This is a genomic window from Marinobacter sp. G11 (assembly GCF_021282325.1).
In the GTDB taxonomy this organism is placed as follows: domain Bacteria; phylum Pseudomonadota; class Gammaproteobacteria; order Pseudomonadales; family Oleiphilaceae; genus Marinobacter; species Marinobacter vinifirmus.
Genome location: NZ_JAJSPB010000045.1, coordinates 1 through 15,289, shown reverse-complemented (window position 1 = coordinate 15,289; position 15,289 = coordinate 1). Strand labels below are relative to the sequence as shown.

At 54.8% G+C, this 15,289-nt stretch carries 9 protein-coding genes; 3 read left to right on the top strand and 6 right to left on the bottom strand.

Annotated features, from left to right (window positions below):
- Positions 1-430 precede the first annotated feature (430 nt).
- Entirely contained in the window at positions 431-1,753 is a 1,323-nt protein-coding gene (locus LWH94_RS17960) for a sensor histidine kinase (RefSeq protein WP_150994237.1), read from the top strand.
- An 87-nt stretch (positions 1,754-1,840) separates the two neighbouring features.
- On the opposite strand, the gene LWH94_RS17955 is transcribed toward LWH94_RS17960, so the two are convergent.
- The 3 genes from LWH94_RS17955 to LWH94_RS17945 are packed head-to-tail and all read right to left on the bottom strand — an operon-like array spanning position 1,841 to position 7,548.
- On the bottom strand, positions 1,841-5,038 hold the full coding sequence (locus LWH94_RS17955; protein ID WP_232903144.1) for an efflux RND transporter permease subunit: 3,198 nt from the start codon (positions 5,036-5,038) through the stop codon (positions 1,841-1,843).
- 14 nt (positions 5,039-5,052) lie between these two features.
- Positions 5,053-6,303, bottom strand: coding sequence for an efflux RND transporter periplasmic adaptor subunit (locus tag LWH94_RS17950; protein WP_232903143.1), 1,251 nt, complete (start codon positions 6,301-6,303; stop codon positions 5,053-5,055).
- A 24-nt stretch (positions 6,304-6,327) separates the two neighbouring features.
- Positions 6,328-7,548, bottom strand: a complete 1,221-nt coding sequence (locus tag LWH94_RS17945) for a TolC family protein (protein WP_232903142.1) — start codon at positions 7,546-7,548, stop codon at positions 6,328-6,330.
- A gap of 65 nt (positions 7,549-7,613) precedes the next feature.
- Between LWH94_RS17945 and LWH94_RS17940 the strand changes: the two genes are divergently transcribed.
- Entirely contained in the window at positions 7,614-7,829 is a 216-nt protein-coding gene (locus tag LWH94_RS17940) for a hypothetical protein (protein ID WP_232903141.1), read from the top strand.
- A gap of 98 nt (positions 7,830-7,927) precedes the next feature.
- The gene (locus LWH94_RS17935) at positions 7,928-10,069 is read left to right on the top strand and encodes a TonB-dependent receptor family protein (RefSeq protein WP_232903140.1); all 2,142 of its coding nucleotides are present in this window, start codon (positions 7,928-7,930) and stop codon (positions 10,067-10,069) included.
- A 425-nt stretch (positions 10,070-10,494) separates the two neighbouring features.
- Here the strand turns inward: LWH94_RS17935 and LWH94_RS17930 are convergent, their stop codons facing one another.
- The 3 genes from LWH94_RS17930 to LWH94_RS17920 are packed head-to-tail and all read right to left on the bottom strand — an operon-like array spanning position 10,495 to position 15,163.
- Positions 10,495-10,839 carry a P-II family nitrogen regulator gene (locus LWH94_RS17930; protein WP_232903139.1) on the bottom strand — a complete coding sequence of 115 codons (345 nt, stop codon included), beginning with the start codon at positions 10,837-10,839 and terminating at the stop codon, positions 10,495-10,497.
- Positions 10,840-10,856: 17 nt separating this feature from the next.
- On the bottom strand, positions 10,857-13,964 hold the full coding sequence (locus tag LWH94_RS17925; RefSeq protein ID WP_232903138.1) for an efflux RND transporter permease subunit: 3,108 nt from the start codon (positions 13,962-13,964) through the stop codon (positions 10,857-10,859).
- A 14-nt stretch (positions 13,965-13,978) separates the two neighbouring features.
- Positions 13,979-15,163: an efflux RND transporter periplasmic adaptor subunit gene (locus LWH94_RS17920; protein ID WP_232903137.1), complete on the bottom strand. Its 1,185-nt coding sequence runs from the start codon at positions 15,161-15,163 to the stop codon at positions 13,979-13,981.
- Between the last annotated feature and the right edge of the window lie 126 nt (positions 15,164-15,289).

Genomic DNA, 15,289 nt, shown 5'->3' with positions numbered 1-15,289 from the left:
TACCGGCGACGGCGCTGCACTCCGGTTATGACTTCGATTCTCTCCACCTTGGACACTCCTTTGCACTAGGTCTATGCCTAGGCCTTTGCTTCTACCAAGGTGTCCGGTTTAAATGGGGGCTACTACAGGTGTTTAGTAGAACATCGAAACTTTAAACACACTTGAAAATATATGCTGATGAAACGTTTTTTTCAGCGGCTACCACAAGCTCAAAAGCCATTTAGGTCGGCTTTGATTTGATGACACTAAATCAAGTTATTCAAATGCCTAAGAACGATAAGACCAAGCCAGACCGATCTGAAGACCAGAGCGTCCCTCGCTCCGGCTCGCACCCGTTGCGGCACGCTTCGATTCCAACTATGCTTTCCGATCAGAGCACCTCTATGTGCCTTCAACTGAAGCCTTCCGCTCAATCGACAAAAGCACCTTCATGACAGCGCAGAAAAGCATCGGAAAAACTGTCCTCCAATATGGCATCGCTTTCAGCCTCTTGTATTTTTTACTAATTTTTTTCTCGCACACTTATGTAATAGAGCAGCTTTCGAACGAGTCCAGAAAACATCGCCTTGACAAGGAGGTGGAGAGTTTTCAAACCATCATTGAAAACGAAGTTCCGACGCCCGACGAGATTGGCAGCATGATTGATCGATTCCAATTGCTACTGGAGCACGCCCTCGTCGTCGAAGTGAAAGACGGAAGCATCATTGCCAGTAGCAACATAGATCAAACAACGTTGCGAATGGTTTCAAGAAAGCCGGCGGGCTTTGTAGAAATATCCCAAGGTGCAGATGGCCTTCTTGGATTGAAACGAGGTTTCGGAATTGACAGCCCGCTTTCGTCAGTCACCATCCTGGAAATGGAAAGTGGACTCGCCGAGCGATCCAGTGGGGCTCACCTGACCTTGCTGGCTGCCTCCGCATTATTACTTGTTGTTCTCTTGGCTCTGGTAGGCACCACTACTTACCTCGCTTTGAAACCGATCGAACACATCAAGGAAGACATGAGGAGACTGCAATCTGGCAAACAACCTCGTTTGAATCCTGACGCACCAGAGGAGTTCAGTCCGCTGATCAAACAGTTCAATAACCTACTTGAACTAGCAAGTCGTCGCCTTGACCGCCACCGCCGCCTCAATTCCGATCTTTCTCACATGGTCAAGACCTCGATCTCTGCCAATCTCGCAATCTTGTCAGACACTGGTTCATTACCTCCGTCCCGCGACGACATAGAGTTCATGACCTCCAACCTAAAGGATCTAAGCCGGTCCTTGAACTACCGCATGAGCAAGGCAGATATCTCCGGCAGGCAGATGGGGCAAACATGTTTGCCGATTGAAATAGCGAACAACGTCATTTCTGTCATGGAAAAAATCTTTCCCGATAAGAGTTTCCGTATTAATACATCCTTGCCGAATAACTTCAGTTGGCCCATGGAGCGTCAGGACCTATCAGAGTTATTCGGTAACCTGCTCGAAAACGGCGGGAAATGGAGTCAGGCTGAGATTGACGTTTCAATAAGCCAGACCGATTCCGGGCTAACGATAGAAGTTGCAGACGACGGCCCTGGGATTACTCCAGAAGCGGCCTCAAAAGTGATGGATAGAGGTTCCCGGCTTGACGAAACCGTTTCTGGATTTGGATTGGGACTGTCCATCGTGTCCGAAATACTAGAAGACAATTTCGGACGGATGAACATTGGCCCCTCAGAAACAGGGGGCGCCAGAATTACAGTTGTGCTTCCTTTCCCAGAGTAGAGCACAACCATAATTCCTCCGCCCCGCTATGACGGAGGGATTACCCTCCCCTGCTCGCGATCAAAACTGTGTATTTCCACCTCTCTTCTACCGTTGCATATCATCGAGTTTAGACCTTGAGAAGCGCGTGAATAGAGCCGGCAAAACAAAAAGCGTTAGGAAAGTCGCAGTCACGAGGCCACCTACAATCACGCTGGCCAATGGCTTCTGGATTTCCGCACCCACGCCCGTCGACAACAGCATCGGTATCAAACCGAGCGCCGAGGTTATTGCTGTCATCAAGACAGGACGCAAACGGGAGACGGCACCTTCAAACACCGCGGTATCCACGTTCAATCCATCCTGTATTCGCTGATTGATGCTTTCGACCATAACGACCCCGTTGAGCACCGCCACACCAAACAAAGTGATAAATCCAACGGAACTGGGCACTGAGAGATACTGGCCGGAGATCCAGAGTGAAAAGACGCCACCAATGACAGCAAGCGGCACGTTGACCAGAATTAACAGTGCCTGACCGACCGAACTGAAAGCAAAGTACAGCAGCAGTGCAATCAGGCCCAGAGATACAGGTACCACAATGGTCAATCGTTTCTGAGCTCGCTGCTGGTTTTCGAACTGACCACCAATATCCACCGAATAGCCGGGGGGAAGGTTCACTTCTGACGCGATGGTATCCTGAATATCGGCAACCACACTGCCCATGTCACGACCCTGCACATTGGACTGAATGACCACACGGCGCTGAACGTCGTCGCGGCGCACCTGGGGCGGGCCAGACTCAATAGACACATCGGCCACATCACCGAGTCTCACCCAGGCTCCGGAAGGCGCCTGCAACCTGAGATCAGCAATGGCATCCCGGTCTTCCCGGAAACGTTTGGCCAGGCGCACATAGATATCGTACCGCTCATTTCCGTTGATGATCTGGCCCGCGGCGGCACCACCCAGTCCGTCCCGGACGACACTCATCACATCAGACACGGCGAGTCCGTACCGGGAAAGTGCCTGACGGTCTGGCTGAACCACCAACTGCGCTTCACCGGCAATCTGCTCCATGGCCACGTCCCGGGTCCCCTGAACAGTTCGGACCGCCGCTTCGATCTGCTGACCTTTCTCGGCCAGCACCTTGAGATCCGGGCCAAAGAGTTTGATGGCCAACTGCGCGCGGACACCTGACAACAATTCGTCAACCCGAGTTGCAATAGGCTGAGAAAAGTTAAACAGTAGCCCCGGGTGCTGTTCGAGCTTCGCCTCAAACAGGGCCTGCAATTCATAGCGATTACTGGCGCTGGTCCACTCGGCTGTTGGTTTGAGACCAATATATATCTCGATGTTATTGACTGGTTCCGGATCGCCGCCTATTTCCGCTCGGCCAGCCCGGGACAGGGCGTAGGTCACCTCTGGAAATTCCATCAGCATGGCCTCCAGTTTCGGCGCCACTTCAAGCGCGGTATCAAGGCTTGATGAGGGGGCTAGCGTTACCCGGAGGTTAATGGTCCCCTCTTCCAATTCGGGGACAAACTCAGTACCGAGTCGCGGCACGACCAAGGCCGCCAGCACAACAAGGACAGCTGCTGCACCGACAACAGAGCGGGTGTGTTTCAACGACCAGTCAAGGCCCTTGCGATAAAGCTTTTCGAGGGGCTTTAAAATGAAACTTTCCCGCTCCCGAATACCCTTGCGAAACATAAACGATGCCAAGGCCGGCACAACCACCAGAGCAACGATCACAGCGGACACGATGGCCAACATTATGCTGATCGCCATTGGCTGAAAAAGCTTGGCTTCCACACCTTCAAAGCTGAATAAAGGCATGAAAACGACCAGGATAATCGCCGTCGCGAAAAAAATTGGTCGCGCCACTTCCCGGCCTGCCTCCTGCAGTCGAAGCGCAATGCCATGGTCATCGTGTGACGCGCCCAATGGGTCAGGGTCGTTTTTCACCAATTCATCCCGACGGGCGTCATGCTCAGCATCCGGATGCGTCAGATGTTTGAACATGTTCTCGACCATAACAACAGAGCCGTCCACCAGCATGCCAATTGCCACAGCAATGCCGCCCAGAGACATCAAGTTGGCCGAGAGACCGAACCAGGCCATGATCATCAGCGCAATACCGATGGAAATCGGTATTGAAAGCAGCACGAGCGTTGTTGCCCGCAAATTCATCAGGAACAGTGCAAGCACGATCGCAATAAACACAAAAGCCAACAGAAGCGCATTGGTCACCGTTTCTACCGCTTTGGTCACCAGATCCGCCTGGTTGTAGTAGGGCTCAAAACGAACCCCACTCGGAAGCGCCTGGTTTATGCGATCAATGCGGGCCTCGATGCCGTCGATGGTGGCTTTGGTGTTGGCCCCCATTCGTTTGAGTACAATGCCAGAAACCACTTCACCCAGTTGTTCAACTTGACCATCTTCATCCTTCCGGGTCATGGTCACCGCACCCTGGCGAATTTCAGTGCCAAGTCCCACCTGAGCGACATCGTCCACGGTTACTGTGATGCCGTCACTGGTTTTAACGGGCACCTGACGGATCTGCTCCAGGCCCTGCTCGCCATTGCCCAGCCAGCCCATACCCCGAATAACCAACTGTTCCTGTCCGCGGCCCATGTACCAACCACCGACATTGGAGTTGTTGTTCTCCAGGGCTTCCATGACGTCGTTCTGTGATAAGTCATAGGACAGCATTCGAGCCGGATTCAGGTTCACCTGGTACTGGCGGACCTCTCCGCCAAACGACAGGATTTCTGTAACCCCTTCTGCCGGTATCAGCAACAGTTTGACCAGCCAGTCGTGCAGGCTGCGCAATTCCATTGCGTCGTACCCCGAATCCGGGTCCGCTATCAGCAAGTACTGGTAGACCTGGCCAAGACCGGACGTATTCGGGCCCATTTCAGGCACCCCGACACCGTCCGGAATCAGCTCCCGCGCGGCCTGCAAACGTTCGAACACCAACTGGCGCGCGAAATAGATATCCGTGCCCTCTTTAAAAACCACCGTGACACCGGACAACCCGGTTTTGGAGATGGACCGAACCTCCTCAACATCCGGCAACGCATACATCACCGCTTCAATGGGATAGGTGATCAGTTGCTCTACTTCCTCAGCCGCAAGTCCGGGCGCCTCTGTATTAACAGCGACCTGGACGTTTGTAACGTCAGGAAAGGCATCAAGATTCAGTTTTGGGATCTGAAACGCGGCCGTGGCGATAAGCACTGCAAGCGCAATAAGAACCAACAGGCGGTTCTGAACCGCCCAGTCGACAACTCGGTTGAACATAATGGCTCCCGGAATCAGTGGTTGTGTGGGTCAAAGCCGCCTTTGGCAATTTCAGAGGCCACAAAAAATGCGCCCCGAGAAACAATCCGTTGGCCTGCAGTCAGGCCGGAAATTTCACGGAGTCCGCCAATTGAGCGGCCCAGTTCCACTTCCACAGGCTCATACTCCCCTTCAGCCTCTTCCACATAGACCGTCCAGTCGCCATCGGCGCCTCGCATTAACGCACTCTCCGGCACCGCAAGCACCGGCTCCGTGGTTTTAAAAAGGAAATACACATCTGCAAACATTCCGGGATGGAAACGATCTTCAGGATTGTCCAGCTCCAACCGAACAATCCGCGTGCGGGTCACAGCGTCAATGGTATGAGCTTCCTGTGATACCGTTGCCACAGCGACACGGCCTGCAATTCTTACTTCCGCTTCTGCTCCTTGCTTAAGGACAATATCGGAGTTTGCCGGCAGGTGAGCCTCTACCCAAAGTTCGCTTTCATTAGCCAGAGTCACCAGCGGTTGGCCTGCCTCAACTCTTTGTCCTTGCTCAAACTCATCGGTCAGCACTGCACCGTCCACGCGAGCCCTGAGCGTGTATTCACCGAGACTACCCATGCCGCTGGCCTTCAACGCACCAATGTCATCCTCGTTTAGCCCATAAGCAAGCAGAGTCGCCCTCGCCGCTTCAATATTGGCTTTCGCGGTATTAAATCGTTGATCACCAACCACGGAACGACCCAGCCCGCTGATTCGCTCCCATTCAGGAAAAGCTTTCCTGTAATCAGCCTGCGCCTGTGCCACCGTCTCACTGAACAGGGTTACCAGCGGCTGGCCTTTGGTTATGTGCTCACCCAGCTCCACGTGACGTCTCAACACCACCGAGGCAACCCTGGGGGACACGTGATAACTGGTATAGCCGTTGGTCAGCAGCTCACCGGGAGCGTAGATTTCATAGTCAACGCGCTTGCTCTTGAGGGTTGCTACTTCAATGCCGGCGAGCTCTTTCTGTTTGGTATTGATGCTTGCGGTGGTTGCTTCTTCATGACCACCATCGCTCTCCTCTTCGTGGCCATGACCTTCTTCCTCTTCATGCTCACGTTCTTCAGCATGCCCGCCCTCATGCTCACCCTCGTCACCGGTGTCTTCTCGATGATCGTCGCCACCGGCGGCATGATCATGGCCCGCCTCCTTATGAGCATCTTCCTCGGCCTGTACCAGTGAAGGGGGGACTATAAACAGCGTCAACACAAATACTGAAATCAGAGCTTTTTTCATGATGAATATCCAGTTTCCAGAATATTATTGGAAGGGGGTGATCAGTTCGCCAGACTGGCTCAAGAGCTCAATCAGGCCCAGCTGCGCCAGCTTTTCCAGTTCAATACCGGTTTTCAGGCTCTCCGCGCGCTGGCCCAGCGCCTGGAGATACTCAGAGGTGGAGAGGTCGCCGACCTGCCACTGCTTCTCAAGCAAATCGGCACTTCGCTGTACACGCCCCTGGGATAATTCTTTCCATCGACGGAGTTGCTTGTCGTATCGCTTCCAAGAAGCGCGAGCGCCTGCCAGGTCATATTGTTGTTTCCGGTAGAGCGCCTGAAACCGCGCTTCGGCCTGCAGAGCCCGTCGATTCGCAGCCCGGATTTCAGCGCTGTAGTTATTACGGACGTTCAGAGGGATCGAGAATGTCAGGCCAACCACGTTCTCGCCACCGTCACGCCCTCCGCTCAGTCCTACTGTCGGCGATGCTGTAGCTTTGCGTCTGGCAACCTCTGCCTCACTTTTCAGCACCTGCCACTCGGCTCGAGCGGCTGCAACTGACGGGTGTGCCAGCAGTTCAGCATCACCAATCTGGGACTCCAGCGCTGGCCAGATATACTCGGGGATTCCCCCATTCTGAGGACTCCAGTCCGGCAGACGTTCTCTAACCTGAGTTTCTGCACGATCAACTGCGGCCTTTGCCTGGGCGACTTCGCTCAACTGACGGGATAGGTTTAAAAACAGAAGCTCTGCGTCGGCACGCCCCAGATCGCCTGCCTGCTGGCGCTGTTCAACCTGGTCCAGCAAGGCATCCAGGCGCTGCTGTTGAGATTCAGCAATTTCTTCAAACAGCTTAGTGGCGCGCCACTCGACAAGCGCAGACAATGATTTGGACGTTTGTGTCAGAACTGCGTCGCTCAAGCCAGCTTGCGCAGAAAGCCTGATCAGCTTTGCCTTCTCCTTTAATGCACCCTGCTGATCAGACCAGTCGATCGTTTGTGACAGCCCTGCCTCAAAGTTATTCTCACTGCCCGTTCTGTCTGCTCCCACGGACAACTCCGGGTTATACAGCGGTTGTTCGCTTGCCTCAGCGTCCTCTTTCCGCGCTGCCGCCCGCTCCGTCGCAGCCAGCACCTCTGGGTGCTTGCTTATCTGGCCAGTGAGCCAACTCGCCCAACTAACAGTCTCCGCTTGACCTAACAGAGGAATGGCCAATAGTACTGAACACAGCAACGCCCGAGGCGAGTGCTTGCTTGCCTTCATCATCGTTCTCCCGAAGCGATTAGTAGCCAAAAAATCATGGGCGTAAAAAGCCCGTGGCGAGGTAGGAAGTGATCGAAATAGTAAGCGCAAACTTTGAAATGAGTTTGAATTTGCAGCTTATTTTAGAAAAATCGCCTAGGGTCTGCGCGATAGAAGCTTTTGACCTGCCGTGTTTTGAACCGGGGGCCAGCATGGCTTACGGCATCACCCTCAAACCGAGTAATCAGGAAGAGGTTGTTAACCGTTTTCAGCCTGGTGACACCCTCCCGCACCATGAGCATTGACTATTGACTCGATAGTTACAGAGCCGTAAAGTTGCGGCACCTGAATCAGATTGATTTTTATTTACATTAAACCCGCAAAGGATACGGAGAATAACCACGTGTTTAAACCTTCCCGACTATCACTGGCCGTGGCAATTAGCCTTGCCCCAGGTCTGAACTGGGCCGCCGGGGATGAGCAGCCCGAGATGCTTGAACCCATGGAAATCATTGGCGATGCTTCTGCCGCCCAGACCTTGCCAGGGTCAGGCTACGTTGTTGGTGAGCAGCAGATGAAAACCGAAGTTGAGACCGACATCAACCAGGTACTGAAAACCGTTCCGGGTGTCTATGTGCGGGAAGAGGAAGGTCTTGGTCTGCGCCCTAACATCGGCATCCGCGGCGCCACGGCCGAGCGCAGCAGCAATGTCACCCTGATGGAAGATGGCATTCTTATCGCACCGGCACCCTACTCCAATCCGGCCGCCTATTATTTCCCGACGCTGAAGCGGATGTCCTCGCTGGAAGTGCTCAAGGGTGCCCCGCTGCTGCGCTATGGCCCGCAAACCACCGGTGGTGTCGTCAACCTGATTTCCACACCCATTCCCGATCAGCGGCAGGGCTATATTGAGTCCGTCACCAACGACCGCGGCTCCACCGACGTTCATGTAACCTATGGTGACACGGTCGGCGACTGGGGCTACCTGCTTGAGACCGTCCAGCGCTCCGCGAAAGGCTTCAAGGAAATTGACCGCAGCAACCGCGATACCGGCTTTGATATCGAAGACTATGTCGGCAAACTACGCTGGCAGGGAGAGCGCCAGAGCGTGACCGCCAAGCTGCAATACTCCGAAGAAACCTCCAACTCCAGTTACCTCGGCCTGACCGATGCGGACTTCAGCCAGGATCCGAACCGGCGTTACGGGTTGTCCAGCATCGACCAGATGAACAATACCCACTCCGGTATCAGCCTGACCCATCAGTTCGACTGGAGTAATACCGTAAGCAGCACGGCCACCCTCTATCGCAACGACTTCAAGCGGAACTGGTTCAAGCTCAGCGGCGGCGGAAGCATCATCGACTCGGCAAACGGCGGCGACGCCAATGCCCAGGGTATTCTGGACGGCACAGTTGACGCCAACGGCCTGGATTACAAAAACAACGCCAGGGACTACCTGTCCGAGGGCGTGCAGGTAAACTTTGATGTCGACATGGGCAGCCACCAGTTTGATTTCGGCGCCCGCTACCACGAAGATGAAATGGATCGTTTCCAGCCGGTCGATGTTTATGACCAGGTCAACGGCTCTCTGGTGTTCCAGAACACTGTCGCCCCCACGGGCAGCAATAATCGCTTTGAGACCGGCGAAGCCCTGAGCTTCTGGGCGCTCGACACCTGGCAGGCGACGGACAAGCTCAGCGTTAACCTCGCCCTGCGCTACGAGGATGTGAAAACCGGTCGCACCCAATACGCGGATCCCGACCGCACAACCGTCGACAGCACCCGCGCCAATGACAGCGCTGAACTCCTGCCCGGCGCTTCCTTTACCTATGACCTGTCCCAAAGCTGGCAGGTTCTAGGGGGTGTGCACCGGGGTTTCTCCCCTCTCGGGGGTGGTGCCACGGCAAACGAAGAGCCGGAAACCAGCAAGAACTGGGAGGCCGGCCTCCGGTACTTTGGCAATGCGTTCTTCGCGGAAATGATCGGCTTCTACAGCGACTTCTCCAACAAGGCCGAAAACTGTTCCGTGGGCTCGCCGTGCAGCAATGGCGCCACCTCCGGCAGTTTCGTAACCGGCGAGGCCGAAATTGCCGGTGTTGAGTTTCAGCTCCAGACCGGCACCCGGGCGGGCGAGTTCTACCTTCCGGTCAGCCTTACCTACACCTTTACCCAGGCCGAAATCAGCAAGGACAATGCCGCCTCGGGCCTGAAAAAAGGTGAGCAGCTCAAGGACGTACCTGAAAACCAGATGAGCTTCCGAACAGGCATGGAACATCCGAGTGGCTGGGACAACTACCTTGTGGCCACCTACACCGATGAGATGTGTGTCAGCGCGGGATGCAACAACACCGCCACGAAACTGGACGAGACCGAGTCCCTGTTCCTGGTCGATTTCATCAGCCGCTACGCACTGACCGCCAGTGCCGATGTCTTCCTGAAAGTGGACAACCTGTTTGATGAGCAGCAAATTGTCTCACGTTTGCCCGATGGCGCCATGGCAAACCTGCCACGTACCGCCTCATTGGGGGTAAGCGTCAATTTCTGACGAATAACCGGATGGCGCCTGATTTCCGGGTAACTTCGCGGTTGCGTCACGACAGTAAAGAGCCCGAGGCTGGGGCTCAGATCGCTGACAAACCCTCGCCATTTCGGCGGGGGTTTGTTGTAATTTGGGGCCTCGACTTTTTAGAGACTGACCCATTCTCAAAGCGCCGCTTCCGCAGCAATACGAACATGAGGTGGTCGGCCGGCGCAACTCGCCGTTCAACCCACGGACGATGCTAAAGTTGTTGATTTATGCCTACGCGACCGCTGTCTTCTCATCGCGCAAGATCAAACAAGCAACTTGAGCCCTTTGACTCGTTGCGGGCGACCTAGGCGAGGTCTGAAATCTTTCAGCCGGGAATGGAGCTGTGATGGCGGCTCGCGCGACCAGCACAGCCGCGATGCCACCATCCAGCTTAAAGAGAACTAGCTTAAAGTGGGTTGGAGTGCGCTTTCGTTGGCCGCACCATCCTCGATGCGAACAGCCCGGACCAAGCGGGATACAAGTACCTTGCCATCCCCCGGGTGTCCATCCCGGGTCCTGCTCGTTCGCACAATGATGTCCACAACTTCATCGGCAACAGTTTCGGTCGCTACATCTACTTCCAGCTTGACCATCTTCACCTTCTCCAGAGGCGACTCATCGCCGACCAGATGACCAAATTCGTTGAGAGACACGACGGCAATGCTTGCCACTCCCTTGACTTTGGCCAGAGCATCAACCACATGCTCCGCCATAACCTCTCTGACATAAGCCTTTATTTCATACATAAACCTTCTCCTGGCTATCAGACTTCAACGTCACGACGTTCGGATGCAAACCACTGGTACACACTGGGCAATACCACCAACGTCAGCAGCGTTGAGGTGATCAGACCGCCAACCACAACCGTTGCCAGTGGCCGCTGGACATTGGAACCAATACCGTCGGCCAGCAACAGGGGAATTAGCCCCAGAATAGCCACCGAGGCTGTCATCAGAACCGGCCGCAAACGACGCTGTGCTCCAAGCTTGACCGCCTCAATGACGTCGTAGCCTTCGTCCCGCAACTGGTTGATGTAACTCACCATCACCACGCCGTTCAGTACGGCCACACCAAACACCGCGATGAATCCCACGGCAGCCGGCACGGAGAGGTAAAGCCCCGTCACAAACAGCGCGACAATGCCACCGGTAACCGCAAAGGGCACATTCATGAAGATCAGCGCCGCATAGCGCAGACTGCTGAATGCCGAAAAGAGAAGCAGGAAAATAAGCGCCAGGGTAATAGGCACAACAATCGCCAGCCGAGCCATGGCCCTTTCCTGGTTCTCAAACTGACCGCCAAACTCAACGAAATACCCCGGCGGCATATCTACTTGCTCCTCGATCCGCTTGCGCAAATCCTGAACAACGCCGCCCATATCGCGACCACGTACGTTCATTTGCACATACTGACGGCGACTGGCATTGGAGCGTGAAATTTTCTTGGGACCCGAGTACATATCAACATCGGCCACCCGTGAAAGCGGGATAAGTTCGCCACTGTTGCCCCTGAGGGGAAGCTTCCTGATTTCATCGATGGACCCGCGATAGGACTCTTGCAGCCGGGCGAAAATCTCAAATCGCCGGACACCGTCGAAGACCAGCCCGGCGCCTTTACCGCCAATACCGGTTTCAACCGTACTCATCAGGTTATCGATGCTGATGCCGAACTGTGCCAGCACTTCACGGTCGGGGCGAATAACGATCTGTTTTTTACCCGCACTCTGCTGAGCGCGGACGTCCGTTGCACCAGGCACCTCTTGCGCCAGTGCCGCCACTTCCCTGCCGATCCGGCCCAACTCGTCCAGGTCGTCGCCGAAAATGCTGGCAACCAGTTGCGCCTGAACGCCTGACAGGAGTTCGTCGGTTCGAAGCTGAATCGGTTGGGACAGATTGTTGGCAAGCCCGGGAACCCGCTCATCCAAAGCCTCTGCAATCCTGCCCTGGAGATCCTCATAGCTCACGTCCTCTCGCCACTGATCCAGGGGCTTCAGATTGACGAGCGTCGCCACAACGTTCACAGGTTCTGGATCGCCACCCACTTCGGCGCGACCGATCCGGGCATAGGTGCCGGTGACCTCTGGGAATTCGTCTACAACGGACTGGACCCGTTTGCCATATTTGATGGCGGATTCCAGACTGGCTCCAGGAGGCAGTGTCGAGCGAATCTGGAACGTGCCTTCCCTGAGCGTGGGCACGAATTCGCTCCCGAGATAAGGAAACAGCAGGAGACTGCCTGCAAAGGCAATAACCGCAATGCCCATCACAACCTTTGGTGCTTTGACCACAGCATTGACCACGGGTTTGTACAAACGGTTCAGGAACAGAACCAGCTTCGGTTCCTTATGCTGCCCGCCCATCTTGAATGATAGCGAGGCCAGAACCGGCACCAACGTCAACGCAAGCAGCAGTGCGCCGATCAGAGCGAAGCTGATGGTGTAAGCCATGGGTGAAAACAGCTTGCCCTCAACGCCCTGCAGCGTAAACAGCGGCAGAAAAACGATGATAATGATGCCGATGGCAAACACGATCGGACGGGCCACTTCCCGGGCGGACTCACCCACAAGCCTCAGAACGCTGACCTTTTCATCGGATCGCTCCTCAAGGTGTCGGAAGATGTTCTCTATCATCACGACAGCGCCGTCCACCATCATCCCGATCCCAATGGCCAGCCCCCCCAGACTCATCAGATTGGCGGACAGGCCCGAAATCCGCATCGCAATAAATGCGACAAGCACAGACAGCGGTAGGGTTGCGACCACGATCAGCGTGGAACGGATATTCCCCAGGAACAGATAGAGGAAAATCAGCACCAGAACCGAGCCCTCAAGCAACGCTTTCTCGACAGTGCCTATGGCCTTGCCCACCAACTCCGCCTGGGAGTAATAGGCTTCGATCTTCAACCCCTCGGGGAGTGACTTGTTCAGGTCGTCGATTTTTGCGTTGACGTCCTCAAGTACCTGACTGGTGTTGGTCCCGATCAACTTCATCACGTAACCGCCCACGGATTCCTCACCTGAGGACACCTCTGCGCCACGGCGAATTGCCGGTCCAAGGCCAACCTCCGCCACATCCTTGACGTAAATAGGGGACTCCCCCTCACTCTTGGACACAATGATGTTCTGGATGTCTTTGATGCCTTCGGAACCAGAGTTGACCCAGCCGTAACCACGGACAATGTATTCTTCACCGCCTCGCGTAATGAAAGAGGCGCCGACGTTACGATTATTCTGGGTGAGGGCGCCGCGAATATCAGATACCGTCAGGTTCCTCGCCTGAAGCTTCTGCGCATCGATATTGACCTGGTACTGTTTTACCTCGCCGCCGATGGACAGCACACCGGTTACGCCCGGCACGGTCCTGAGCTGCGGTTTAACAATCCAGTCCTGAATCGTGCGGATTTCCTGCAGGCTGTATTGATCTTTATCCTCAGCTTCCAGGGAATACATCAGGATGCGCCCAAGACCGCTCGCTATGGGGCCGAGTTCCGGCTGCCCCATCCCTTCGGGAATCTGGCGCTTGGCCTCCGATAGCCGCTCGTTAACAAGCCGCCTGGCGAAGTAGATATCGGTGCCATCTTCGAAATAGATGGTCACCCGCGAGAGCCCGAAAATCGACGTGCTCTGCACTTTTTCTAACTTGGGAATTCCATACATGCTGATCTCAACGGGATAGGAAATCAGCGTTTCAATATCAACCGGCGACAAACCAGGACTGGTAGTGAACACCTGAACCATGGTCGGTGTCGCGTCCGGAAACGCATCCACCGGCAGTTTTTGAAATGAAAATATGCCGGCAACGATCACGGCGATAGCAAAAACAAGCGTCATCAGACGATTGTTCAGCGCATAATTCACAATTGCGTTGATCATGCTCCCCCCGAGTTTTAGTGTCCGTGAGCGGCGCTGCGGCCACTGGCGGTAATGGCCGACATCAGATCAAAAGCGCCCACTGAAACCACTTCCGTGTTTGCGCTGATGCCGGACTTAATCTCTATCCAGTCGTTAGCCTCCTTGCCAAGTGTGACGGGAACCGCCTTGTAGGCTCCCCCTTCACCACCCGGAACAAATACAACGGTCTCATCGCCGATGGTTTGCACGGCATCGTCTGGAACTAGCGGTAGTGATGCCCCCGATTGAGTCATGACTCTCGCTTTGGCATAGGTATTTGGACGAAGGTCGCCGTTGGGGGATTCGAGCACGACTCGAACGGGAATGGTGCGGGTTTCCTCATCAAGCTCATTTGAGACCCAGGAAACTTCCCCGGTATGAAAGCGGTCCGCGACAGACTTGGAGAAGACCTGAACTTCATCTCCGACGGATACCCTGCCAATATCAGTTTCCGCAACTTGCAACATCACCCACACCACAGAGGTATCGGCCACAGTAAAAGGCGTGTCTGAAGCGCTTAAGGTTTGACCCAACCGGGCATCCATGCGCTCAATGCGCCCCTGGATAGGAGAACGGAGCGCGTACTGTGCGAGACTGCTATCTGCGCCTGACGAATCACTGCCAAAAACCTCCAGTTGCTCACGAATCGAATCGTACTCCGCTGTAATCTCAAGATAAGCGGCCTTGGCGTCCAGGAACTCTTCTTCGCTGGTGAAGCTTTCACTCCGCAATTGCTTTTCTCGCTGATACTCCGCAGTCGCGGCTTCTTTCCGAGCTTTCAACGAGTTCAGGCGGGAACGAATGCGAGCCAACTCAACGCTGTTTAACGTGGCCAACAACTGGCCTTTTTCAACCTGGTCCCCCAGATCAACAGCCAGTCTCGTAAGCTTTCCCTGCAATAGCGGCCCTACCTCAGCGACGCGATCCGGAACATAATGAACTTCAGCTGGCGCAGTAACGATATTATCAGCACGACCTCGGGGCACCGTTACAGTCTGCACGGAGAGCAACTCCCTCTGCTCTGGAGTCAGATGAACTTCGCGGGCCTCACTGCCTTCAGCCGAGTGCCCAGCCTCACCCTTTTGGTGCTGCCCTCCTTCGGCTTCTTCGGCGCCGTACGCCAGTGGCTGATAGACCAGAAAACTGATCGCGACAAACAATATCTGCAGATTTCGAATCATCTAAGGAGGCTCTGAATAAGTCTCCAAAATCAGCGATAATACGGCCATCGTCAATCGCATAGGATCGTTGCCAGCATGGATCAGATCACCTTCTCCGAAGCCGAATACCAGACCAAGAAGCGCAAG

Bases quoted from the DNA above. Each gene is read 5' to 3' on its own strand.
- LWH94_RS17960 (WP_150994237.1), top strand. From the start codon at position 431: ATGACAGCGCAGAAAAGCATCGGAAAAACTGTCCTCCAATATGGCATC.
- LWH94_RS17955 (WP_232903144.1), bottom strand. From the start codon at position 5,038: ATGTTCAACCGAGTTGTCGACTGGGCGGTTCAGAACCGCCTGTTGGTT.
- LWH94_RS17950 (WP_232903143.1), bottom strand. From the start codon at position 6,303: ATGAAAAAAGCTCTGATTTCAGTATTTGTGTTGACGCTGTTTATAGTC.
- LWH94_RS17945 (WP_232903142.1), bottom strand. From the start codon at position 7,548: ATGATGAAGGCAAGCAAGCACTCGCCTCGGGCGTTGCTGTGTTCAGTA.
- LWH94_RS17930 (WP_232903139.1), bottom strand. From the start codon at position 10,839: ATGTATGAAATAAAGGCTTATGTCAGAGAGGTTATGGCGGAGCATGTG.
- LWH94_RS17925 (WP_232903138.1), bottom strand. From the start codon at position 13,964: ATGATCAACGCAATTGTGAATTATGCGCTGAACAATCGTCTGATGACG.
- LWH94_RS17920 (WP_232903137.1), bottom strand. From the start codon at position 15,163: ATGATTCGAAATCTGCAGATATTGTTTGTCGCGATCAGTTTTCTGGTC.